Below are 24,807 nucleotides of genomic sequence, written 5' to 3'. Positions count from 1 at the left end.
GATGGATTCGAAAATCATGACCGCGCTCGGCGACCGCGTGCTTTCGCTCGGGCCCCCACCCGCGGCGGATGGTCCCTACAAGAACTTCAAGCTAACGCGCGATGCCGACGGCGTCGCATGGCTGCTGTTCGATCGCGCCGGCGCAAGCGCCAATACGCTCTCCGCCGAAGTGATGGAGGAGTTCGACGCGGTGCTCGCCACGATCGAGACCGAGCGTCCCGCCGGCCTCGTGATCCGCTCGGCAAAACCGTCCGGCTTCATTGCCGGGGCCGACGTCAACGAATTCCGCGGTGCGTCCGATCCGGAGGCGGTGGAAACGCGGATCCGCGCCGCGCACGCGGTGGTCGATCATCTCGAAGCGCTCAAGCTGCCGACGGTCGCGGTCATCCACGGTTTCTGCCTCGGCGGCGGGCTCGAGGTCGCGCTCGCCTGCCAGTCGCGCATTGCGATCGATGGCGCGCGGTTCGGCTTCCCGGAGATGATGCTGGGCCTGCATCCCGGCCTCGGCGGCACCGCGCGCTTCACGGCGCTGGTCAATCCGACCCAGTCGATGGCGCTGATGCTGACCGGCCGCACCATCGATGCACGTCGTGCCAAGGCGCTCGGCCTCGTCGACAGCGTGACGCAGGAGCGTCACGTCCGCGGCGCCGTGAAGGACGTGCTGTTCGGCCGCCTGAAGCGGGCGAAGCCCGGCCTGCTCACCCGTGCGGCCAATCTCGGCCCGGTGCGCGGGCTGCTTGCCAAGCGCATGCGCACCAAGGCCGCGGAAGCCGCACCGCGACAGCATTATCCGGCGCCTTACGCGCTGATCGATCTCTGGGAGACGCATGGCGGCAGCAAGGCCGCGATGTTGAAGGCCGAGCAGGCCTCCTTCGCCAAATTGATGGTGACGCCGACCGCGCAGAATCTGATCCGCGTCTTCTTCCTGCGCGAGCAGATGAAGAAGGCGGCCGGCAGCGGCAACATGGTCAAGCATGTCCACGTCATCGGCGCCGGCGCCATGGGCGGTGATATCGCGGCCTGGGTCGCCGGGCAGGGGCTGCGGGTTTCGCTCGCCGACATGAAGGCCGAACCGATCGCGGGCGCGGTGAAGCGCGCCGCCGAGCTCTACGGCAAGATTATCCGTAAAGCCACCGAGGTGCGCGACGCCCTCGATCGGCTGATCCCCGACATGGACGGCGAGGGCGTCCGCAACGCCGACCTCATCATCGAGGCGGTGCCGGAAAAGCTCGAGCTCAAGCAGAAGGTCTATGCCGGCCTCGAGCCCAGGATGAAACCGGGCGCGATCCTGGCGACCAACACGTCGAGCATCCCGCTGCAGGATTTGCGCACCACGCTGGCGCGGCCAGAGCGGCTTGTCGGGCTGCATTTCTTCAATCCGGTGTCGCGGCTGCAACTGGTCGAGGTCGTCAGCCATGACGGCAACGACGCCCAGGTGCTGAAGGAGGCGCTGGCGTTCGTGGGCGCGATCGACCGCCTGCCATTGTCGGTGAAGAGCTCGCCCGGCTTCCTCGTCAACCGCGCGCTGACGCCCTACATGCTGGAAGCCATGGTGATGCTGGACGAGAAGACCGACCAGCGCCTGATCGACGCCGCGGCCGAACAATTCGGCATGCCGATGGGGCCGATCGAGCTCGCCGACCAGGTCGGCCTCGACATCTGCCTCGATGTCGGCGACATGCTCCGCGCCAAGTTCGGCGACCTCTTGCCGCCGACGCCGGCCTGGCTGCGCGAGAAGGTCGCCAAGGGCGAGCTCGGTCGCAAGTCCGGCAAGGGCTTTTACGTCTGGAAGGACGGCAAGGCCGAGAAGGCGCCGTTGCCCGAGACCGGTCCACGCGTCACCGACCAGATGATCGACCGCCTGGTGCTGCCGATGTCCAATGTCTGCGTCACAGCCCTGCGCGAAGGCATCGTCGACGATGGCGATGCGGTCGACGGCGCCATGATCTTCGGCACCGGCTACGCCCCGTTCCGCGGTGGTCCCCTGAACTATGCACGCACGCGCGGCGTGGAAAATATCGTATCCACCTTGCGCACCCTGGCCGAGCGATTCGGCGAGCGCTTCGCGCCCGACCCGGGCTGGGACCATTTCAAGTAAGGGGCAGTCAGCATAAGATGCTGCATGGGTAGTGCATGCCTGTGGGAGTATCGCCAATGCCGACGATCCCGTTCTTCAAGCACGCGACCCTGCGCGAGATCATCATCACCCGGCTGTGCTGCGCGGCTGATGCCGTCGTGATCCTGTGTTGCGCGGTCTATCTCGCAGGATATTACCACGCGGCGGGATTGCGCTGGCCCTGGCTGATCGTGTCGCTCTTGGTCGGCTACTTCCTCGCCGACTTATTCTCGGGGCTGGTGCATTGGGTGGTGGACACCTGGCTCGACGAGGAGATGCTCGGCCGTGGCATTGCGATCACGCGGGAGCATCACAGTCATCCGAGCCACGTCCTGCTTTACGAATTCCTCGATCAGGCCTCCCTCGGCGCCGCGCCGAGCGCCGTTGTGTTCGGGACTGCGGCTGCCGTCACGGCGTTGGTCCCGGTCTCTGCGCTGAGCTATGCGTTGATGATCGTCTGGCTCGTGACTGCGACGTGCATGCTATTTGGCATGAGCTTTCACAATCTCGCGCACTGGTCGGTCCGCCCGCCGCCGTTGCGGCTGGCGCAACGGTTGCATCTGGTGTGCTCACCCGTACATCATTGGCGTCACCACCAGGACCACACCGTTCGCTATTGTGTCATCAATGGCTGGGCCAACTATCCGTGTGATCGGATCCGGCTTTGGAGCAGGTTGGAGCGGTTGGTGACGGCGACGACCGGGCGCGCGCCGCGGGCCGACGATGCGGAGTGGCAACGCAAACTCAACGATGCCAGCCTCGTCGAGGAGCTGGGACCGATCGGATAGCGCAAGCTGGTCTTCCCGCCGATGTTGCGCCAAGCGACCGGGCTTTGTATCCAGAGCCAAGCGCCGCGGGAGAAAACCATGACCGAAACGACTATGCATACCTCTGTCAGCTCCGACACCGAGCCGAGCGGCGATCTCTGCATTCGCACGCTGGCGATGCCGGCCGACACCAATGCCAATGGCGACATCTTCGGTGGCTGGCTGCTCAGCCAGATGGATGTCGGCGGCGGCGTGTTCGCCTCGAAGGTCGCGAAGTCGCGCACCGTCACGGTCGCGATCGAGGCGATGAATTTTCGCAAAGCTGTCTATGTCGGCGATCTCGTCTCGGTCTATGCCAATCTGGTGCGGGTCGGCCGCACCTCGCTCACCGTCCATCTCGAAGCCTGGGCGCTGCGCCGGCGCGAGCTGCAACCGATCCTCGTGACTGACGGGAATTTCACCTATGTCTCGATCGACGACAATGGTCATCCGCAAATGATCCAGCGCAATGATCCGCCGATCGCGACGTAATCGCGCGCGGCGCTCTGTCTCATCTCACGAAAACTTGCAGGCCCGCGAAACGCGGCACGGATGAGTCAACGCGTCGCTTCTTTGCCAAGAACGGGTCATAAAACGGATGAGGTCCCGGCGTACTCAAACGCTCGTCGATTCGGGGTGAAAGCGGCCGATTTGCCCGAGGAACCTTTGGGCAGACATGCCGTTATTTGCCCGCACTGAGGAATCCACGGGCCATGCCGGACAGCTACATCATCGAAGTTAACTCAGAGACCGCGGGCATCGTCGTTCGCGGTCAGGGCGGCTACTGCTTCTTCGCCTCGTCCCACCAATTCAATCGCCTCGAAGGTCAGCTCTTCCGCAACGCCCGCGAAGCCGAACGTGCTGCGCGCAAGCTGGTGAATGGCGATATGAAGGAGGCGGCGTGACTTTCTTCCTTCTCCCTTTGTGGGAGATGGCGGCGCGAAGCGCCGGATGAGGGGTTCTATCCGCGAACTCGATGCATTACCACGCGCGGACACAGACCCCTCACCCGTCTCGCCGCTAATGCGGCGAGCCACCCTCTCCCACAGGGGGAGAGGGTAAGACGCGCATCCCAGCCATTTGCGATTGGCGGTGGTTCGGCCGCCGCCAGCATCGTACCCAGCATATGGCGGCAATCTGCCGTGCCTGCCGGGATGCTCGAGTGAACAAGCCTGTCGTCGTCTCAGAGGAAACGCTGACCGAACCCGTCGTCGTCAGCGACGTCGCGCCTGCTGCTGCCAAGGCGAGCGCGGGGCCGGCCTATATCGTGCTCGCCGGCATCTCGTTCTCGCACTTCCTCAACGACACCATGCAGTCGCTGATCGCCTCGGTGTATCCGATCCTGAAGGACACCTACGCGCTCGACTTCGCGCAGATCGGCATGATCACGCTGGCTTTCCAGTTCACGGCCTCGCTCCTGCAGCCGGTGGTCGGCCACTACACCGACAAGAAGGCGCAGCCTTACTCGCTATCGATCGGCATGGCCTCGACCTTCTTCGGCCTGCTGCTGCTCAGCGCTGCGCATCAATATCTGGTCATCCTCGTCGCCGCCGCGCTGGTCGGTCTCGGCTCGGCGGTGTTTCACCCGGAATCGGCGCGCATCGCGCGGCTTGCCTCGGGCGGGCGCTACGGCTTTGCGCAATCGGTGTTCCAGCTCGGCGGCAGTTTCGGCACCTCGATGGGGCCGGTGCTGGCCGCTCTCATCGTCGTGCCGTTCGGGCAGGGCAGCATCGCCTGGTTCTCGTCGATCGCATTCCTTGCGATCGTCATCCTCTGGCGCATCGGCCGCTGGTACAAGCCGCAAATCACCGCGAAGAAGTTCGCGCCGCTTCAGGCTCATCCTGATGCGCCGAGTTCACGCCGCGTCGCGGTCGCGCTTGCCGTGCTGGTGGCGCTGCTGTTCTCGAAGCAGCTCTACGTCTCGAGCCTGTCGAGCTATTACATCTTCTATCTGATCGACCGCTTTGGCGTGTCGACGCAGACTGCGCAACTCTATCTCTTCATCTTCCTTGCGGCGAACGCCGCCGGCGCGTTCTTCGGCGGACCCTTAGGCGATCGCTTCGGCCGCAAGATCGTGATCTGGATCTCGATCCTCGGCGCGCTGCCGTTCACGCTGGCCTTGCCCTATGCCGGGCTCTACGCGAGCGCGGTGCTGTCAGTGATCATCGGCCTGATCATCTCCTCGACGACGTCGTCGATCATCGTGTTCGCGCAGGAGCTGGTGCCGCATCGCTTCGGCATGATCTCGGGCGTGTTCTTCGGCGTCGCCTTCGGCATCGGCGGCCTGGGCGCCGCCGTGCTCGGCAAGCTCGCCGACCACACCTCCATCGCATTCGTCTACCAGGTCTGCGCCTATTTGCCGGCGATCGGGCTGCTTGCGGTGTTCCTGCCCAGGCTGCCGCAGCACAAGCGTTAACGAATTCGGCTTCGCTGCATTGCGGCTTCATACATCGTTAGCAATTGCGGCAGCCAAAGCGTTTTCCCGCGAAGTTGACACCGGTTCGCGGCGAGAAAACGCGTTAACAAGAATGGACCTGCCGCATTTTTGCAACGCTTGCGCCGCATCGGCGTGTGCGCTCAGAAAAAATCAACCTTAAAAATTAGGGTTAAGTGGCGCTTAAGCATTTGCTGCCATCGTCCGCCTGTGAGTTTCCAGAACGTGAGGCATCTGCATTTTGTCTCACCGGCCATAAGGACGAAGCCAATGCGTAGCGTTAAGTCTCTCCTTGCCGCGGGTGCGGCATCACTGATCTCGTCGATGGCGTTCGCCGCCGATATGCCGATCGCGGCACCGCCCCCCATGTACGCGCCGCCCGCCCCGCCCGCCGATTTCGGTGGCTGGTATCTCCGCGGCGACGTCGGCTTCAGCAACCAGCGCGTCGACCGCGTTCTCGACACCAACGCCGCCGCCTACAACAACGTGAACGTCAACCAGACCGGAAACTTCAGCAGCGCGGGCATCTTCGACCTCGGTGCCGGCTACCGCTTCAACAACTGGTTCCGCGCCGACGTCACCGGCCAGTATCGTGGCAAGTCGACCTTCACCGGCCTCGATGTCGTGACCGGTGTGGGTCCCGGCGCTGGCTTCAGAGGCACCGACGCCTATACGGCGACCAAGTCGGAACTGCTGTTCCTCGCCAACGCCTATGTCGATCTCGGCACCTGGTGGTGCGTCACGCCGTTCATCGGTGCCGGCGTTGGTACCGCGCGCGTCACCGTCGGCGACTTCACCGACTCGGGAGACAGCATCGGCGCGGGCGGCCAGGGCCGCAGCCTCAACTACGCCGGCGCCGCCTCGAAATGGAATTTCGCCTGGGCCGCGCATGCCGGTCTCGCGTACCACGTCAATCCGAACCTCGTGCTCGAACTCGCCTACAGCTACGTCGACATGGGCAGCGGCATGACCGGTGCGAGCTACTCGTTCGACGGCGTGACCAACACCACGCACGCGCCGTTCCAGTTCAAAGACATCACCTCGCACGACGTGAAGCTCGGCGTGCGCTGGGAACTCAACGCCCCGCCGGCCTATGCGCCGCCGCCGCTCGTCACCAAGGGCTGATCGCTAGGCCTCATCGCTTAACGTTTCTTAACGGCGCGGGATCATCCCGCGCCGTTTTGCTTTGCATTTTTTTCATGGCGAGCGGCGACGAAAACCTCAGACGCAACCATTGGTTAAGGTTAACGAGCCATGATCACGCTCGAGAGTTGGAGTTCGATGGAGCGTTGCAATGCGTAGGTTTTGGTTGGTGGCGGCGGTGTTCGGATCTGTGTCCGCCGCACACGCGGCCGACATGCCCGATCTGCCCGTCCTGCGCGGCGGCTTCACCGACGGCCTGTCCAAGACGACACACAATTGGGACGGCGCTTATGTCGGCGTCAACGGCGGCTACACGACCGATGCGACCGATTTCAGCCAGAGCGTGGTCGGCCTGACCAATTTCATCTTCCGCGACAGCGTGCTGCAGCAGCCGACGGCCAGTTGGTCGCTGATGAACAAGACCAATACGCAGAGCACCAACTTTGGCGCCTTCGTCGGCCGCAACTGGCAATGGTACGATGCCATTCTCGGTCTCGAGGGCACCTACAGCTACTTCAACAATCTCTCGACGCTCACGACAGGCTCCAACTCGCTCACGATCGTAAATCCGCCTGGCGATTCGCATGCCGCGAACGTCACCGACAATTACGACGTGACGCTGACCGGTACCGCCGCCGCGAAGGTCAAGGACATGATCTCGCTGCGCGGCCGCGTCGGCTGGGACGGCGGCGATTTCATGCCCTATGCCTTCGCGGGCGCTGCGGTCGGCCGAATGGACGTGTCCCGCTCGGTGACGAGCACGGTGGACCTACGCCAGGACGTGACGAATACGGTCGTCGTCAACAACGTCTCATTGACTCAGACCACGTTCGGACAGCCGCAGCCGGTTCCGGCGCAGTCTCAGTCACAGATTCAGCACCGGACCAACGCGTTCGCGGTGGGTTTTGTTGCCGGTCTCGGTGTTGAGTACTGCATCTGGGAAGGTCTGTTCGCGCGCGTGGAATATGAATACGTGAAATTCTCGCCTGTCATGAACACCTCGGTGACGCTCAACAATGCGCGCGTCGGGCTCGGCTACAAGTTCTGACGAAGCTTCGCTGCGCCGCGGTTGACAGGCTTGCTGCGTCCTGATGCTCTGTCGCTCGACATGAGGGCGGCGGCGATGCAGATTTACGGCGACAGCAATTCCGGCAATTGTCTGAAGGTGAAATGGGTGTGCGATCATCTCGCATTGCCCTATCGCTGGATCGAGATCGACACGCGCAAGGGCGAGACGCGCACGCCGCAATTCCTGAAGATGAACGGCGCCGGCCAGGTGCCGACGGTCGCCTTCGACGACGGCCGCACGCTGGCGCAGTCCAACGCCATCATCCGCTATCTCGCCCGCGACAGCGCACTCATTCCGCGTGACGCCTTTGCCGCCGCCAAGATGGACGAATGGCTGTTCTGGGAGCAGTACAGCCACGAACCCTACATCGCGGTGTGCCGTTTCCAGATGGTCTATCTCGGCAAGAATGCCTCCGAGCTCGACCCTGACAAGGTCAAGCGGGGCTATGCGGCGCTTGACCGCATGGAGGCGCATCTTGCCTCGAGCAGATTCTTGGCCGATGGGGAGCTTTCGCTCGCCGATGTCGCTCTGCTCGCCTATACGCGCCTCGCGCATGAAGGTGGCTTCGACCTCGGCCGTTATACGGCTGTCCGCCGCTGGATCGGCGAGGCCGAGGCATTTCTCGGCCTTCCGTCTGCGCGCTGAGTTCTGGAGTTTCCCCGATGAACGACAAGTCCGTTTCCATCCGCCCCGCGCGCCGCGAGGACGTCGCGGCGATGATCGCGATGCTCGCCGATGACCATCTCGGCCGTGCCCGCGAACGGTTGGAAGATCCATTGCCCGAGGTCTATTACGAAGCGTTCGAACGGGTCGAATGCAATCCCAATCTTCAGCTGGTGGTCGCTGAGAGCGAGGGCAGGGTGGTCGGCTGCCTGCAACTCGCACTCCTGCCCGGCATCAGCTCGCAAGGCGGCATCCGTGGCTTGCTCGAAGATGTCCGCGTTGCCTCCGATTGCCGCAGCCGCGGCATCGGCGAAATGCTGGTGCAATGGGCTGTTACTGAAGCCAAGGCGCGCGGCTGTGTTCTGGTCGAATTGCTGACGCATTCGAGCCGCCTCGACGCGCAGCGCTTCTACAAGCGGCTCGGATTTTCGGCGAGTCATGTCGGCATGACTGTCCGCTTTTGACGCAGGCCGCGGCAGGCGTTGTGTCAGCTGCCAAATCGGATCGCACATTCGTTCATCTTAACAGCTGATAAACTACCCCTTGGTCGTTCACGTGGATCGGGGAACGAACGGTGCTACGCAGCGTCAGGACACCGGGCTCGGTCGGTTCGGGGATTTCAATGACAAGCTATTCCATGATCAAGGTCGGCAACGATTACGTTGTGCAGGCCGATGACAAATGCATTTTGAAGGTCAGCAGCCGCCGCCGCGCTGCGCAATTGATCAGTGAGGCCACGGGCTTGCTGAACGCGCTGGCGCCCGTCGTATCCCCAACTATTGCTCCGGACGAACCATCACTCCCCCGTGAGGCTCCTGAACTTTCTTGACGGACCTTCCCGATTCCCGTATCAGCCGCGGCGGGACACCTCCCCCCAACGGGAGGCTTACTATCTGGAAGGGTAGAATATGACTGTAGCGAAGCCCGCTTCGCGGCCGACCGTGCCGCATTTCTCCTCCGGCCCCTGCGCCAAGCGCCCCGGCTGGAACGCCCAAAATCTCAAAGACGCAGCGCTCGGCCGTTCGCATCGCGCGAAGGTCGGCAAGACCAAGCTCAAGCTCGCGATCGATCTGACGCGCGAAGTGCTTGAAGTGCCGGCAGATTATCGCATCGGCATCGTGCCGGCGTCCGATACCGGCGCGGTCGAGATGGCACTGTGGTCGCTGCTCGGTGCGCGCCCCGTCACCACGCTCGCCTGGGAATCCTTCGGCGAGGGTTGGGTCAGTGACATCGTCAAGGAATTGAAGCTCAAGGACGTCACCAAGCTGAACGCGGCTTACGGTGAGATTCCTGATCTCTCCAAGGTCGATCCCAAGAGCGACGTCGTCTTCACCTGGAACGGCACCACGTCAGGCGTGCGCGTGCCGAACGCGGACTGGATCAGCGCGACGCGCGAAGGCCTGACCATCTGCGACGCGACGTCCGCCGCGTTTGCGCAGCCGCTCGACTGGGCCAAGCTCGATGTCGTCACCTTCTCCTGGCAGAAGGCGCTCGGTGGTGAAGCCGCGCACGGCATGCTGATCCTCTCGCCGCGCGCCGTTGAGCGGCTCGAGACCTACAAGCCGGCCTGGCCGCTCCCGAAGATCTTCCGCATGACCAAGGGCGGCAAGATCAACGAGGGCATCTTCGTCGGCGAGACCATCAACACGCCGTCGATGCTCTGCGTCGAGGACTATCTCGATGCGCTGAACTGGGCCAAGTCGATCGGCGGCCTCAAGGCGCTGATCGCGCGTGCCGACGCCAACACCAAGGTGCTCGCCGACTGGAAGGCGAAGACGCCCTGGATCGACTTCCTGGCCAAGGACGCGGCGATCCGCTCCAACACGTCGGTGTGCCTGAAGTTCACCGACCCCGCGATCACCTCGCTCTCCGACGACGCGCAGGCGGAATTCTCCAAGAAGCTGGTTGCCCTCGTCGAGAAGGAAGGTGCCGGCTACGACTTCGCGTATTATCGCGACGCGCCGGCCGGCCTGCGCATCTGGTGCGGCGCCACCGTCGAGGCCAAGGACGTCGAGCTGCTGACGCAGTGGATCGACTGGGCCTTCGCCGAGACCAAGGCGCAGCTCGCCAAGGCGGCCTGAGTTCTAACCCTCCCCTTGAGGGGGAGGGTCGACGCACCGCCAGGTGCGTCGGGGTGGGGTGATCTCTCCACACGGCGCACCGGCAATTTTCTTTCTGCAGCTTCACCCCACCCCGGCGCTTCGCGCCGACCCTCCCCCTCCAGGGGAGGGTGTGAAGGACACATCCCATGACCAAGCCCAAAGTTCTCATCTCCGACGCCCTCTCGCCCGCTGCCGTGCAGATTTTCAAAGATCGCGGCGTCGAGGTCGACTTCCAGCCCAATCTCGGCAAGGACAAGGACAAGCTTGCCGAGATCATCGGCAATTACGATGGCCTCGCGATCCGCTCCGCGACCAAGGCGACCGCCAAGATCCTGGAGAAGGCCACCAATCTCAAGGTGATCGGCCGCGCCGGCATCGGCGTCGACAATGTCGAGATCCCGGCGGCCACGGCCAAGGGCATCATCGTGATGAACACGCCGTTCGGCAATTCGATCACGACCGCCGAGCATGCGATTACGCTCATGCTGGCGCTGGCCCGCGAGATCCCGCAGGCCGACGCCTCGACCCAGGCCGGCAAGTGGGAGAAGAACCGCTTCATGGGCGTCGAGATCACCGGCAAGGTGCTCGGCGTCGTCGGCTGCGGCAACATCGGCTCGATCGTCGCGGACCGCGCGCTCGGCTTGCGCATGAAGGTGATCGCGTTCGATCCGTTCCTGTCGCCGGAGCGCGCCAAGGACATCGGCGTCGAGAAGGTCGAGCTCGATGACCTCCTCAAGCGCGCCGACTTCATCACGCTGCACACGCCGCTGACCGAGAAGACCAAGAACATCATCGACGCATCGGCGATCGCCAAGATGAAGAAGGGCGTGCGCCTGATCAACTGCGCCCGCGGCGGTCTCGTCGACGAGCAGGCCGTGGTCGATGCGCTCAATTCCAAGCAGATTGCCGGCGCCGCCTTCGACGTGTTCGTCGAGGAGCCTGCGAACACCAACGTGCTGTTCGGCCATCCCAATGTGATCTGCACGCCGCATCTCGGCGCCTCCACCACGGAAGCGCAGGAGAACGTCGCGCTTCAGGTCGCCGAACAGATGTCGGACTATCTGCTCACGGGCGCGATCTCGAACGCGGTGAACTTCCCCTCGATCACCGCGGAAGAAGCGCCGAAGCTGAAGCCCTTCATCGCGCTTGCCGAGAAGCTCGGCTCGTTCGCCGGCCAGCTGACTGAATCAGGCATCCTCAAGGTCGAGATCACCTATGAGGGCCATGTCGCCGAGATGAAGATCAAGGCGATCACCTCGGCGGTGCTGTCGGGTCTGCTGCGGCCGATGCTGGGCGAGGTCAACGTGGTGTCCGCGCCCGTCGTCGCCAAGGAGCGCGGCATGGTGGTGGATGAGATCGTCCGCGCCGCCCAGAGCGACTATGAGAGCCTGATCACCGTGACCGTCGCGACCGAACGTCAGGAGCGCTCGGTCTCCGGCACCGTCTATCACGACGGCAAGCCGCGCCTGGTCGACATCAAGGGTATCCGCGTCGACGCCGAGTTCGGCAAGTCGATGATCTACGTCACCAACGAGGACAAGCCGGGCTTCATCGGCAGCTTCGCGGGCCTGCTGGGCGATGCCAAGCTCAACATCGCGACGTTCCATCTCGGCCGCGTCGAGCAGGGCGGCGACGCCATCGCGCTGGTCGAGGTCGACGGCGCGGTGCCGGCGGACGTGCTCGCCAAAGTGCAGGCGCTGCCGCAGGTCAAGCAGGTCAAGGCGCTGAGGTTCTGATCACCCTGTCATTCCGGGGCTCGCGAAGCGAGAACCTCAGGTTCGCAATTGCGCACCGGGGAATCTCGAGATTCTCAGGTTCGCAATTGCGAACCATAGTTCGATGCTGACGCATCGCCCCGGAATGACGATCATCATATTCCGACGTGCGGAACAACGCCGCTTCCATCGCTGGAGGGGGCGTTTTTGTTTTCCGTGCCCGCCAATCTTTGTGTACCAATGGCGTCAGGACGCACCCAACAATCGTTCTAAGGGAGAAAACAATGCGTGAAGCCGTCATCGTTTCCTACGCGCGCACGGGCCTCGCCAAGTCCGGCCGCGGCGGGTTCAACATCACGCCGCCGATGTCGCTCGCGGCGCACGCGATCCACCACGCGGTCGATCGCGCCGGCGTCGACAAGGACTATGTCGAGGATTGCTATCTCGGCAATTGCGCCCATGGTGCACCGAACATCGGCCGCCAGGCCGCGCTGCTCGCCGGCCTGCCGAAGTCGACCGGCGGCGTCTCGGTGAACCGCTTCTGTTCGTCCGGCCTGCAGACCATCGCGATGGCCGCGAACTCGATCCGCTCCGACGGCGCCGACTGCATCGTCGCCGGCGGCGTCGAGAGCATCTCGATCCCCGGCGGCGGCACGCCGAAGGAATCGATCGATCCCGAATTGCTCAAGACCGCCCCCGATATCTTCATGGCGATGATCGACACCGCCGACATCGTCGCCGAGCGCTACAAGCTCAGCCGCGAATACCAGGACGAATATTCGCTGGAGTCGCAGCGCCGCATGGCTGCCGCGCAGCAGGCCGGCAAGTTCAGGGACGAGATCGTCCCGATGAAGACCAAGATGAAGGTGGTCGACAAGGCCACCAAGGCGGAGTCGATCGTCGATTACGTCGTCGACCGCGACGAATGCAATCGCCCCGAAACCACGCTGGAAGGATTGGCAAAGCTCGAGCCGGTGAAGGGCCCCGGCAAGTCCGTCACCGCGGGCAATGCCAGCCAGCTCTCCGACGGCGCTGCCGCGGTGGTGCTGATGGAGGCCAAGGATGCCGAGAAGCGCGGCCTCAAGCCGCTCGGCCGCTTCGTCGCCTGGGCGGCCGCGGGCTGCGAGCCCGACGAGATGGGCATCGGCCCGATCTTCGCCGTTCCGAAGCTGCTCAAGCGCCATGGCCTCAAGATCGACGACATCGATCTCTGGGAGCTCAACGAAGCCTTCGCCAGCCAGTGTCTCTATTCGCGCGACAAGCTCGGCATCGATCCCGAGAAGTACAACGTCAATGGCGGCTCGATCGCGATCGGCCATCCCTTCGGCATGACCGGCGCCCGTCTCACCGGCCATCTGCTGCAGGAAGGCGCCCGCCGCAAGGCCAAGTGGGGCGTCGTCACCATGTGCATCGGCGGTGGCCAAGGCGGCGCCGGCCTGTTCGAAATCTACAGCTGATCTGACGCACGGACATGTGAGAGGCACGGCGCTTGCGAGGCGCCGTGCCTTTTTCGTTGCGCTCCCACGGTTGCGAAACTATAGAGGGCCCGTCGGAAAAGGCAGATTTGGTCTGGTAAGCCCAAATCCTTTCGGTAACGAAAGCTCTGGTCTTTGGCCTTGTGCACGAGATCCCCACGACGAACAGCGGGCGCCCTTTGGGCGCTCAACCGTTCGTCCGTGTGATCCTCGGCTTCAGGGAACGCTCCGGTCGAACAGCGACCACAGGAGCGTCCTATGCAAACCCGATCTATCTATCTCCATGACGTCATCATTGCCGGTGCCGGCCCCGTCGGCCTGTTTCTCGCGTGCGAGCTGCAGCTCGCAGGTCGCTCGGTGCTTGTGCTCGAACGGGCGCAAGACCCGCATTCGGCGCTGAAGCAGCTGCCGTTCGGCCTGCGCGGTCTTTCGATTCCCACGACCGAGGCCTTTCACCGGCGCGGCCTGCTGGACGAGATCGTCGCGGCGCAGCGCGCGAAGTCGGCCGCGATCAAGAGCGCCGCGCACTGGATGCAGCAAGCGCGCAAGCCCGCCGGTCATTTCGCCGGCATTCAGTTCTTTGAGGACGATATCGATGCCGCGCAATTGCTTTGGCGCTTGCCGACGCCGGCCGATGCCAGCGTCGCGGTCGATATGGAGACGCTCGAAACCGTCTTGGCGGCGCGCGCGGGCAGCCTGGGCGTCGACATCAGGCGCGGATTTGGCGTCACCGCGATTGCCGCTTCCGATGACGACGTTACCGTGGAGGCGGCCGGCGAGACGTTTCGGGGATGCTGGCTCGCCGGCTGCGACGGCGGCCGCAGCACGGTGCGCAAGGCATGCGGATTCGATGTCGTCGGCACCGCCCCCGAATTCACCGGATACTCCGTCGTCGTCGAGCTCGCCGATCCGGAGAAACTTAAGCCGGGCCGCAATTACACGGCCACGGGCATGTATACTTTTGCGCAGCCCGGCACGATCGCGATGGTCGATTTCGACGGCGGCGCATTCCACCGGACCGCGCCGATCACGCGCGCGCATGTGCAGGAGGTCTTGCGCCGCGTCTCCTGCACCGACGTCACCATCAACACACTCCTGATCGCCGCGACCTGGACCGACCGCGCCCGCCAGGCCACGACCTATCGCAACGGCCGCGTGCTGCTCGCGGGTGATGCGGCGCACACCCATTCGCCGCTGGGCGGGCAAGGCCTCAATCTCGGTCTGGGCGATGCGATGAATCTCGGCTGGAAGCTGGCCGCGACAATCCGCGGCCGCGCGCCGGCAAATCTGCTCGATAGCTATTCGCAGGAGCGGCATCCCGTCGGCGCGCAGATCCTCGATTGGTCGCGCGCGCAGGTCGCAATCATGCGGCCGACGCCCGCGACCCGCGCGCTCCAGGCGATCATCCGCGATCTCATCGCGACGGGCGATGGCGCGACCTATTTCGCCGAACGTATCCGCGGCGTTGCGCTGCGCTACGATCTTGGCGGCCGCCATCCGCTCATCGGTCGCTCTGTTCCCGATTTCGAACTCGCTGACGACACGACGGCCGGAGCGCTGTTGCGGCCAGCGAAAGGGCTCCTGCTGGACTTCGACAGGCGCGCACCGCTTCGGGCGCTCGCAAGCCGCTGGGATATCAGGATCGACTATGTCGCAGGCGAACCCAAAGAGCGGCTCGGCCTGAGTGCCGTGTTGGTGCGCCCCGACGGTGTCGTTGCGTGGGCCAGTGACGGCGCGGTCGATGATGAAGACGCTGCTCGGGCCGCTTCGCGATGGTTCGGCGAACCCACGGCGCGCCAATTTTCCTGAAGCCCTGGTGCGCGCGGCGTGATCGCTGCAGCACCGTAAGGGACGCGCCGCTCTCTCACTCCCTCGCCCCGTTCTTACGGGGAGAGGGCGGGGTGAGGGGCTGTCTCCACAGATGTTATCTGAATTGAGGGTTTGAAGCGTCTGGTGGCGATCGGAGTCGGATGGACCAGCATCGCGGCGCCTGATTGCCTTGCCCCTCACCCGGATCGCTTAGGCGCGCGCGCCAAAGCGATCCGACCTCTCCCCGCGCAAGGGCGGGGAGAGGTTAAGGACCTCACGCCCGCGCGGTCACCGGCGCGAAGGTCACCTCGATCAGCGTGCCCGATGTCCCCGCGCTCTTGATGTTGAAGCGGGCGCAGTTGGCTTCGACCAGAGCCTTGGTCAGCGACAGGCTGAGCGCGGAATTGTCCGCGGCATCGCCGGGCGGCGGCGTGCGGAACGGCTCCATGGCGGCGGCGACTTCCGTGTCGCTGAGGCCATGACCGGTGTCGCGGATGCGCAAGGCGATCTCGCCGCGATCGTTGAGTGCGGTCGAGACGATCACCTGGCCGCCGGCACTGGCGAGCCGGATCGAGTTCGAGATCAAATTCATCGTCACCTGCCGCAGCGCGCGCGCATCGGCCGCCACCTGCGGCAGCGCATGGGCGAGCGAGGTGCGGATGATGATGCGCTCGCGATTGGCCTGCGGCTGCATCACGGTGACGCAGGCTTCCACAAGATCATTGAGGTTGAGGTTGGCAAAATTCAGATCGAGCTTGCCGGTCTCGATCCGCGACAGCTCCAGGAGATCGTCGATGATCGTGATGACGCGCTCGCCGGAGGCGCGGATGTCCTTCATGTATTCGCCGTAGCGTTCGTTGCCCAGCGAACCAAATCGTTCTGATATCATCACCTCGGCAAAGCCGATGATGGCGTTGAGCGGGGTGCGGATCTCGTGGCTGATCCGCGCCAGCATGTCGGCCTTGGCGTTGGCCGCGCCGTCGACCAGGCGCCGCGCCTGCGTCAGCTCGCTCTCGCCCTTCTTGGCCTGTGAGAGGTCGCGGAACACGGCGAAGAAGTTCGGGCCGTCGGGCCGGGTGCGGCCCATGATCATCGCGAGCGGCAGCACGCCGCCCTTCTTCTCGCGGCCCAGCACCTCGCGGCCGTGATCGAGCAGGCTCGCGATGTCGCCGCTCTTGATGCTTTCGAAATAGTCGACGACGACCTGCTGGCTCTCAGGCGCGAACAGCGTTAGCAGGGTCTGCTGCAGCAGCGTCTCGCCGTCATAGCCGAACAGCGCCTCCGCGCTGCGGTTGCAGGCGTGGATGTTGCCTTCGGCATCGAACATCACGATGCCCTCGGCGGTGGTGTCGAGGATCGCGGCGAGGTCTTCCGCGTCGGCATCGCCGGCGTCCGGCTCGGGTGCGAACAGCACGGGCTCGTCGACATCGGTCTCGACGGCAACTGATGGCGCGGCCACCGGCGCCACGACGACGGGCGCGGCGACGATCGTCTGCGGCAGCGCGCAGATCAGCGCATGCGCGCTGGCGCCGTCCCAGTCGATGCTGTGCAGATGTGCTTCGGTGGTTGCCGGCGGCGTCTCGCCATTGGCGATCGCGGCGCTGATCGTGACAGGCGTGCCTGACTGTGAGGTGCTGCTGGCGGCGGAAACGCCCGGCTCGACATAGAGCGCATCCAGTCCGCCGGCATCTTCCAGCGCAGTGATGCTCGCATAGCCCATGCGCGCCAGGAACGCGGCGTTGGCGTAGAGCAGGCGATCGAGCCGGTAGATCAGAATGCCACTGGGAATGAGATCCAGCAGCGCGCGGTCGCGCGTCGAGTGGCCGCGCACGGGCGGGGCGGGCTCGCTCAGCCATTCGGCCGCGGGCGCTTCGAGCTCGGAGATCGAGGGCTCGGTAATGACAGGCTCTTGCGGCATCGCCGCGTCGGACGCGATCTCGTCCGCCGGCGGTTCGGCCGTAACAGAGGTGATCTGCTCGCGCTCGCGTTCGAGCCGCTCGGACAATTGCCGCGCGAGCTCGTTGAACGCGCTGTTCTCGACCGGCGTCAGCGTCGGCGACCTCTGGTCACCTTGTGACCTCTGATCACCTTGTGATCTGGGATCACCAGGTGCGCGGAACGGCACGACATTCGGAGGCGTTTCCACTGGCGTTTCCGGCTCGGTTGGGTGTGAATTCGCTTCGATGAAGAGTGCGGGCGGTTCGGGTTCAGGTTCAGTTGCGATGGGCGGTTCAGGCTCGGGCGGCGGCGTCGCCTCCACCGGAGGCGATGGCTCTGCTTCAGGCCCAAGTTCGACCACATCAGGTTCGACCACATCAGGCTCGACCACATCGGTCGACAGGCTTGGCGGCGCGGCCGGCTCGGCAAACAGCTCATAGCGCCTGAGCGCCTCGAGCCGGTTGAGGCCGTCGAGATCGCGGCAGACGCCAAACCCCTTGAAGCCGGCAAAGTTGCGCTCGCGGTCGTAGACGGGAAGCCCGGCGAGTTCGACCGGCAGATGCTCGCCGCCATCGGCCGGCCAGTTCACGGTGATGCCGGCCCAGGTGTCGTGGCTCGCCAGCGCCTCTGCGACGCGGCCATCGGGGTCGAGCGCAAATTCGTCAGCGATCTCGCGCCAGGTCCTGCCAAAGCCCGGCCGGCCGAAGCCGGCGGCGGTGTGCGCGCCCATCAGGCGGATGAATTCGCTCGACGCCAGCACAAAGCGGCCCTGCGCATCCATCTGCCACAGGAAGCGCAGCGGATGCTGGCGCGGTTGCTCTGCGGACTGCGCCTCCGCATGTTCCGACCGCGTCTGCGCGTGTCCCGGCAGCTCGACCATGGCTGACGTGATCGGCGCCTGATGCGGCGGCACAATGGCTTCGCTCGGGTTTTCAACCGCTGTTTCCGGCGCAGCTTCGACCGTCGGCGCGATCGCTTCCGGAGCGGGCGCCTCGGCGTCCTCTAAGGCGTCTTTCACGGCGTCCTGAATCGACACGATCTCCGTCGCCGCCTGTGCGGTCGGCTCGGGCGCAGTCGAGAGCGCTGCGGTTGGCGCGGGCGTCTCGTCCGGTTCGGCAAACGGATCGAACATCGTGATCCCGGTATCGGGTACGTACGGTGCTTCGACAGGCTGCGGCGCCGGCTCACCCGCGGCGGTCGGCACCATCTCGGGCGCCGCTTCCGGCGCGGCATCAGCCACGCTCTCCGCCACAGGCTCTGCTTGCGCCGTCGCAGGTTCGGCTTGCGTGGGTTCGGCTTGCGTCGCCGGCTCGATCAGCGCGATGAGCCCGACATCGGCCCCGGTGCCGACCCGCTGCAGCACCATCTTGCCGATGCCGACGGGCATCTCGACGCGGCCCTTCGCCAGCGCCTCGCTGCGCGCCTGTTCGAGGCCGGCTTCGCCGAGATCGCGAAAGCCGAGCAGGGAGCGCGCCGCTTCGCTGGCGCCGGCGAACATGCCGTCGGGCGCGAACGCCGCCATCGGCGTCGTCGCGCCATCGACGAGACGATGCAGCCGCTCGACCAGCGGCATGCTGGGCGCAGCGCCGTTCATCGCGGTGACGAGCACGCCGGAAGAGCCATCGGAAAAATCGAGCCGTGCGCAGGCGCAGGTCATCAGCGTGCCGAGCCGGGCGCCGAAGCCCTGCATCCGCTCGAGCCTCACGCTGCCCTCTGCCGGCAGCCGGTGGGCGAGCCTGATGATCTGCCGGCGATGGCTGTCGGCGGGTCCGAATGTCTTTTGCGCAAGCGCCGCCGCATTGGCCGCGCCGAAGAATTTGGCGCCGACCGCATTGGCCCACAGCACGCGCGAGCCGTCGGGTGACCACAGCCAGGCCGGCAGGGGCGAGGTCGCATGCACGGACAGCCTGGGATCGCCGACGCCTCGCAACTGGAAATCCGAATTCGTCATCCGACCGGCTTTAAGTCCCGCTTGTGGCTTCACTTGGCGAGGCTGCCGGGAATGGCAGCCTTAAGAAAGGGTTAGTATCGCCCGCGGCGGCGGGCAGGTCCACGGCCCGAGGCTGTCTGGCGCGTCCTAAAGCCGCGATAACCTTAATGTGGGCGAACCCGCAAGCCGCATGCTCGTTGCATCCGCAGGATTCGTGGGGGCGCGATGGATGCAGCGGCCGGTCTGAACACCCAGAAGGGGAGGAAACGAAAAGCGTCCCGGACGCAGTCATTCCGGGGCGCGACGAAGTCGCGAGCCCGGAATCCATTCCGCCGCCGTCTCTGCCGCCCGATGGATTCCGGGCTCGCGCTACGCGCGTCCCGGAATGACGGGCCCGAATACCGCAACCCCCGGTTCCCTTCCCCGGGAACCTCACCCTCCGGATTAAATCTTTGCAACGCACCCCCGGATGACATTGCGCTGCACAATGTTGACATGTTAGGCAGCCACAATGCTGGCGCTGGACGAGTGATCTCGTGTTCTGCGTTTCCAGTCTCCGCACCCGCCACCTCGTAACAAGAAATGGCCCCGGTTGGCCGGCGGGCGCGCCAGAAGGCTCACTCCATTTTTCATTACCGTTGAGGGACCAACCATGACAGGTGCGACTGATCCGTTTTCTGCCTCGATCATCCCGTTCGAGGTTCCCGAGCAGGTGCGTGCGTTCGCCGAAAAGGGCGTGTCGCAGGCCCGCGAAAACTACGCCAAGTTCAAGGACGCCGCCGAGACCCACAACGGCACCATCGAGGCCGTGTTCGCCTCCGCCCAGAAGGGCGCGAACGAGTACACCGCCAAGCTGATGGAGTTCGCCAAGGCCAACACCACGGCGCACATGGACTTCACCCAGGAGCTGCTCGGCGTGAAGTCGCCGACCGATGCGTTCCAGCTCTGGACCGGCCACGCAAAGACCCAGCTCGAGACCTTCCAGGCCCAGGCCAGGGAGCTGGCCGAGATCGCCCAGCGTGCCGCCAGCGCGACCGCCGAGCCGATCAAGGCCTCCGCCTCGAAGTACTACCCCGCCGCCTGATTCAAACCGGCGGATCGAGCGAGTTACAAAACCCGGGCCCCCAAGGCCCGGGTTTTTCTTCCCCTCTCCCGCAGGGAGAGGTGAGGGGTTCTGGTTTCATAAGGTAAATCGCGGATAGAGCGCGCAAATCCGCGGATTTATCGGCCTAAGAAGCGGCAAATAACGGCTTTTGCGGCCTTGCCAAAAACCCCTGATGCACCTAGTTTCCGCCCCGTCCAGCCCCCTCAGCAGGCCTTTTCAGGCAGCCCGGCGGCGCGGCTCGCAAGGATGCAGTTGTAGCTCAGTTGGTTAGAGCGCCTGTCTGTGGAACAGGAGGTCGGTGGTTCGAGCCCACCCAACTGTACCACTGTTGCGGATAACCCCACGTTCTCAGCATCTTATTGATAGACCTAACGGATTTGCGTCGCCAAAATACAAAAGGCGATACAAATGGCGTTGCGAATGGTTGCGCTAAATCGAATTGCGGATGGTCGGTGGTTTGCTCGCAAAGGTATCCCCGAGGATGTCCGTGAGGACTACCAACGGCTCTACGGGACCAAACGTGAAGCTCAACTGAAACTCGCGGCCGACACGCCCAAGTACGAAGCTAAGGCTCGTCTTGGCGAGTGGGAAGCAGAGGTCGAAACGCGCATCGCGACCCTGCGAGCCCAAAGGAACGGCGAGGGGCAACCACTCACGAGGCTCAACGCAATCGCTCTCGCAGGCCGCTGGTACTTGTGGTTCGTGAAGCAGCACGAGGCGGACCCCGGCAAGCCCGGATATTGGAAGAACCTCGGAGATATCATGGTTTGGGAGGTGATCCGCCCACACGCGCCTGACAGCTATGAAGAAGACCCTAGGTCTGATCCCGATTGGAATTGGGCCAAAGAGCCGGACGTACGCGAGGCGGTGAGACCATTGATTGCAGAAGAGGCGCGGGTAGCGACATTCCTCGCCAGCGAGGGGAAAGCTTTGAACCCCACGGCCTACGCACTCTTTGTAGACGCTGTCAGTGACAACCTATTGCCGGCCTTCTCTTTACTGGAGAAGCGCGCGAACGGCGATTACTCACGTGATGAAACGCCCGACGCGTTCCCTGCGTTCAACGCTGGCCCCCTGCGCGCCTCTGGTGTCGGCTGCTGGGACCTCTTCGGAGCCTACGTTGACGCGGTCAAGCCTGCGCCAACCACGGTCTCTAGATGGCGCGTTGTCTTCCTCGCCATGCAACGGCACTTCGCCGAGGTGGGCGCTGATGGGATTACTGAGGACGCAGCTCGGGCGTGGATTCACGGCCTGATCACGGAGGAGCGTCAGGCAAGCACCGTACGTGAGGTGTGGTTGTCCGCGTCCCGGACGGTCTTCGCTTGGGCGCGCGTTCATAAGCGCATTCACCAGAATCCATTCAAGGAAGTGAAGGTCGATGTTCCTCGCAAGGTTCAAAAGCGAGAAGACGGCCGAAGCTTCACGAACGAAGAAGCGCTCACGATCCTCAAAGCGAGCCTCACCTATCAGGAGCCCGCTACGCCCACCGAGAGAACGCGCCGTTGGGTGCCGTGGGTGTGCGCGTACTCTGGTGCTCGGTCCGGCGAAATTACTCAGTTGCGAGGCGTAGACGTCGAGAAGCGCGATGGCTTCTACGTAATGAAGATTACGCCGGAGGCGGGCACTACAAAGACTGGTCAAGTACGCGTCGTTCCGCTTCACGAACACCTAATTGCCCAAGGCTTCATAGAGATGGTCAAGCAGGTTGGGAATGGCGCGCTTTTCTACAATGACAAGACACCACAAAAGATGAGTAGCGATCCGCTGAAGCCGTCGCGTCCTCGTGCAGCCACCGCGCGCGCCCATCTCGGAACTTGGGTTCGTGAACTCGGTGTTGATGATCCCGACATCAGCCCCAATCATTCGTGGCGTCACCTCTTCAAACGGATTGGTGACGAGGTTGGGATGTCCGAGAGGATCAACGATGCCATCACTGGGCATGCCCCGCCGACAGAAGGTCGGAAGTATGGGCCGCCGAAGGTTGCTTCGATGGCTGAGGCTTTGAAAAAGTTCCCGAGATACAGGCTGGATTGAGTGTTTGCGCAGAGGAGCCATCACGTGGCAAGCCGCGACCGGCAGGCCCCTCAGCAACACCGCGTTCGGTAGAGTGAATGAACGATGATTGATGACGATGATGAAGATAACCTCGTTGAATATCCTGGATGGGAACCAAAGACACCACGGGCGGAGCGTGGACCGCTTCGCGACGCACCGCTGGCGACACTGACTGCGACACCCGCCACTGAGCAGGCTCGTGCGCTCGTGGCTGAGTTAGTCGAGCGCTACCCCCGGCCGCAGGCCGCGCAGGGCCGTATCTATGCACGCGACAAGACCTTGGATTCCTATCAGACCGCAGCTGCTGCATTCCTTGCCGACCTACTTGATGCGATCCGGCGCGGCCGCAGCGAAGGCTGGCTGAGAAGTTCGCAGCGGAAGACTGATTACTCCGGCCAGATTGTCACTTGGCGTATGTTCGACGGTGTTCGGACATCGTGGCAGGAGGCGGGGTTGCTGGATCACAAGCCCGGTTATGACGGCAGTCGGGCGATGGGCAACCCTGGGCCGCCCCGAGGCATGCTCACGCGTTACCGAGCCACACCAGCCCTTCAGGCGCTTTGTGCCGAGCACGGAGTGACACCGCTGAACGTCCGGGAGCATTTCAAGTTCGTGCCCGTGATGCCCACCGAATTGGTCCAACTCACGAAGCCGCACCATAAGACACCTGAGACGCCCACGGTCCACCGGCTCCGTGCAGATGTTGCTGCGCTGAACGCTTTCATGCAACAGCACACGCTCACGCATCCAACAGACGAGATCATCCATCTTGGCTGGGTTCGCAAGTTCCACAAGGCTGAGAACCTTGCACGTTACCGCTGGGACAAGGGTGGCCGCCTATACTCGTACCCGCAAGATGCGGGATGCTATCAGCAGATTCAGGAAGACAAACGGGTCCAGATGCGGATCGACGGCGAAGCGGTGGCGGAGGTCGATATCTCATCGTCGTACCTCACCATCTTCTACGCTTGGATCGGTCAGCCGCTCGACACCGAGGCGGACGCCTACGGGGATATCCTTGGCCCTACCAAGCTGGACCGGGTGGTGACGAAGTTCTTCATCAACTACCACTTCGGGAACGGTGACTTCCTTGCAGCGTGGCGCTCGGGTGTTGTTGCGGATGTCAGGAAGATTTTGAAGAAGAAGGCCATTGCACCTGAAGAGTTCAACCTGAAGCGCTACAATCTTCGCGAGGTGAAGAGGCGTGTTCTTGAACACCATCCGCTGCTTGAGCGCTGGGGTCACCCCATCGGTGGCCGTGCTCGGGATTGGAGCGACCTGATGTTTGCGGAGAGCGAGGTCGTGATCGGCAGTATGAAAGAACTGATGGCGCAGGGCGTGCCAAGTCTGCCAGTTCATGACAGTCTGATCGTACCAGCTTCACATCAGGCCTTGGCTGTGAAGACGATCACCCATCAATTCCAGACCCGTCTCGGGGTCAGTCCCAGCTTAGATGTCACCCACCTATGGGACTTCTAACGGGAGGAGGATATGGAGGATACCTAAGTATATGAAATATATAATATAATAGGTATTATTACATAGGGGTATGGTCATGGTTATTCACCCCCATGTACCTCGGGGGGTATCCCTACCATAACGTGGAACGAATGTTTGGACCCAACCCGATAAGTTTATGACTAGGTGGGGCGTATCAGTCGGAGATGAGCGGCCGGGGTGCATTGCGTCTCTCTGGCACAGCCACATAGGTCACAGGGATTCCTACGGTGGCGCTGGATTCGCTTCAGCGCTTGGAGGCCATCAGACAGCATGGATACGAATAGCCCCTAGATGGACTCCTTATGGAATCCTTGGGGCGTGTCGGCTGCGTTGAGGCGGTGCAACGGCAGGCGGCGCTTGAACCCAAGCAGACTTGAAGTGCCGTGTGGCCATCGCGCCCGATAGGGTCCAGTCCGGCCGGAAGGACCCATTCGATCCTCGCGTGTACCAAGGGACCGAGGAACACCACCTGACCTGCCGGCCGCCTGCGAGCGCCATAGGTCCGCTGGGAGACCAAGGAGACCAAGAGCGCTCTGCGCAATAAGGTCAGCTATGGGCCCATTAACGGAACAGTAGCGCTCTAGCTATTTGGAAGGCTTCTTGGTCCAAAGGCAGGTATGCTGCCATTTGCAAGGCAGGCCCTGTTCCCGCGGGATGGTTCTATGGACGCGAAATCAGCCACACGGTTTAAACAGCACCTAGAGCGGGTCGCTGAGGAGTTGTCCCTAGCGCTTACGCTCGCCAAAGAAGCTTCTCCAGCAGATGAGTTTCTGAGATTGAGGACATCGGTCGGCGATATCATCGCCCGGATAGACACCATGCTTCAGGACAACATCTACAAAGAACATCCCGGTCTGGATGGCATGAAAGACTGACCGTTAACGTCCGGTGCGGGTCTTGGTCGTGTAAAAACGCGTAATCGTGGTGCGCTTTCTTGAAGCCAAAAG

The 24,807-nt window shown here is 63.4% G+C and carries 19 protein-coding genes and 1 tRNA gene; 19 read left to right on the top strand and 1 reads right to left on the bottom strand.

What is annotated here, in order from left to right:
• The first annotated feature begins 1 nt into the window (after position 1).
• The 14 genes from Q0687_RS00430 to Q0687_RS00365 all read left to right on the top strand — a co-directional run bounded on the left by Q0687_RS00430 (position 2) and on the right by Q0687_RS00365 (position 15,332).
• Positions 2-2,098: a 3-hydroxyacyl-CoA dehydrogenase NAD-binding domain-containing protein gene (locus tag Q0687_RS00430; protein ID WP_298870760.1), complete on the top strand. Its 2,097-nt coding sequence runs from the start codon at positions 2-4 to the stop codon at positions 2,096-2,098.
• A gap of 56 nt (positions 2,099-2,154) precedes the next feature.
• A complete protein-coding gene (locus Q0687_RS00425) occupies positions 2,155-2,904 on the top strand; it encodes a fatty acid desaturase CarF family protein (protein WP_298870758.1) in 750 nt (249 codons plus the stop codon).
• Positions 2,905-2,982: 78 nt separating this feature from the next.
• Positions 2,983-3,414 carry an acyl-CoA thioesterase gene (locus Q0687_RS00420; RefSeq protein ID WP_298870756.1) on the top strand — a complete coding sequence of 144 codons (432 nt, stop codon included), beginning with the start codon at positions 2,983-2,985 and terminating at the stop codon, positions 3,412-3,414.
• A gap of 221 nt (positions 3,415-3,635) precedes the next feature.
• Positions 3,636-3,827, top strand: a complete 192-nt coding sequence (locus tag Q0687_RS00415) for a hypothetical protein (protein ID WP_298870755.1) — start codon at positions 3,636-3,638, stop codon at positions 3,825-3,827.
• 257 nt (positions 3,828-4,084) lie between these two features.
• Complete coding sequence (locus Q0687_RS00410) at positions 4,085-5,338, top strand: MFS transporter (RefSeq protein ID WP_298870752.1); 1,254 nt, start codon at positions 4,085-4,087, stop codon at positions 5,336-5,338.
• Between the two features lie 288 nt (positions 5,339-5,626).
• A complete protein-coding gene (locus Q0687_RS00405; RefSeq protein WP_298870749.1) occupies positions 5,627-6,481 on the top strand; it encodes an outer membrane beta-barrel protein in 855 nt (284 codons plus the stop codon).
• Positions 6,482-6,650: 169 nt separating this feature from the next.
• Entirely contained in the window at positions 6,651-7,547 is an 897-nt protein-coding gene (locus tag Q0687_RS00400; RefSeq protein WP_298870746.1) for an outer membrane beta-barrel protein, read from the top strand.
• A gap of 75 nt (positions 7,548-7,622) precedes the next feature.
• The gene (locus tag Q0687_RS00395) at positions 7,623-8,213 is read left to right on the top strand and encodes a glutathione S-transferase family protein (RefSeq protein ID WP_298870779.1); all 591 of its coding nucleotides are present in this window, start codon (positions 7,623-7,625) and stop codon (positions 8,211-8,213) included.
• Positions 8,214-8,230: 17 nt separating this feature from the next.
• Positions 8,231-8,695 (top strand): GNAT family N-acetyltransferase, encoded by a 465-nt coding sequence (locus Q0687_RS00390; protein WP_298870743.1) that lies wholly within the window; start codon positions 8,231-8,233, stop codon positions 8,693-8,695.
• A gap of 158 nt (positions 8,696-8,853) precedes the next feature.
• Positions 8,854-9,060, top strand: a complete 207-nt coding sequence (locus Q0687_RS00385; RefSeq protein WP_298870742.1) for a hypothetical protein — start codon at positions 8,854-8,856, stop codon at positions 9,058-9,060.
• Positions 9,061-9,139: 79 nt separating this feature from the next.
• On the top strand, positions 9,140-10,312 hold the full coding sequence (locus Q0687_RS00380) for a phosphoserine transaminase (RefSeq protein ID WP_298870740.1): 1,173 nt from the start codon (positions 9,140-9,142) through the stop codon (positions 10,310-10,312).
• Between the two features lie 167 nt (positions 10,313-10,479).
• On the top strand, positions 10,480-12,069 hold the full coding sequence (serA, locus tag Q0687_RS00375) for a phosphoglycerate dehydrogenase (RefSeq protein WP_298870739.1): 1,590 nt from the start codon (positions 10,480-10,482) through the stop codon (positions 12,067-12,069).
• A 263-nt stretch (positions 12,070-12,332) separates the two neighbouring features.
• Positions 12,333-13,505: an acetyl-CoA C-acyltransferase gene (locus tag Q0687_RS00370; protein WP_298870737.1), complete on the top strand. Its 1,173-nt coding sequence runs from the start codon at positions 12,333-12,335 to the stop codon at positions 13,503-13,505.
• A gap of 276 nt (positions 13,506-13,781) precedes the next feature.
• Complete coding sequence (locus Q0687_RS00365) at positions 13,782-15,332, top strand: FAD-dependent monooxygenase (RefSeq protein ID WP_298870735.1); 1,551 nt, start codon at positions 13,782-13,784, stop codon at positions 15,330-15,332.
• A 274-nt stretch (positions 15,333-15,606) separates the two neighbouring features.
• Here the strand turns inward: Q0687_RS00365 and Q0687_RS00360 are convergent, their stop codons facing one another.
• Positions 15,607-19,221 carry a PAS domain-containing protein gene (locus tag Q0687_RS00360; protein WP_298870731.1) on the bottom strand — a complete coding sequence of 1,205 codons (3,615 nt, stop codon included), beginning with the start codon at positions 19,219-19,221 and terminating at the stop codon, positions 15,607-15,609.
• A 631-nt stretch (positions 19,222-19,852) separates the two neighbouring features.
• Here Q0687_RS00360 and Q0687_RS00355 point away from each other — a divergent pair.
• From Q0687_RS00355 to Q0687_RS00335, 5 genes are all read left to right on the top strand, one after another.
• Positions 19,853-20,284: a phasin gene (locus tag Q0687_RS00355; RefSeq protein ID WP_298870728.1), complete on the top strand. Its 432-nt coding sequence runs from the start codon at positions 19,853-19,855 to the stop codon at positions 20,282-20,284.
• A gap of 269 nt (positions 20,285-20,553) precedes the next feature.
• Positions 20,554-20,630 (top strand) — tRNA-His (locus Q0687_RS00350).
• Positions 20,631-20,713: 83 nt separating this feature from the next.
• Entirely contained in the window at positions 20,714-22,339 is a 1,626-nt protein-coding gene (locus Q0687_RS00345) for a hypothetical protein (RefSeq protein WP_298870726.1), read from the top strand.
• A gap of 84 nt (positions 22,340-22,423) precedes the next feature.
• Entirely contained in the window at positions 22,424-23,839 is a 1,416-nt protein-coding gene (locus Q0687_RS00340; protein ID WP_298870723.1) for a hypothetical protein, read from the top strand.
• 683 nt (positions 23,840-24,522) lie between these two features.
• Entirely contained in the window at positions 24,523-24,735 is a 213-nt protein-coding gene (locus tag Q0687_RS00335) for a hypothetical protein (RefSeq protein ID WP_298870721.1), read from the top strand.
• Positions 24,736-24,807: the final 72 nt, after the last annotated feature.

Origin of the sequence: uncultured Bradyrhizobium sp. (genome assembly GCF_936928535.1) — a bacterium.
In the GTDB taxonomy this organism is placed as follows: Bacteria; Pseudomonadota; Alphaproteobacteria; order Rhizobiales; family Xanthobacteraceae; genus Bradyrhizobium.
This window is presented reverse-complemented; position numbering and strand designations above follow the sequence as displayed.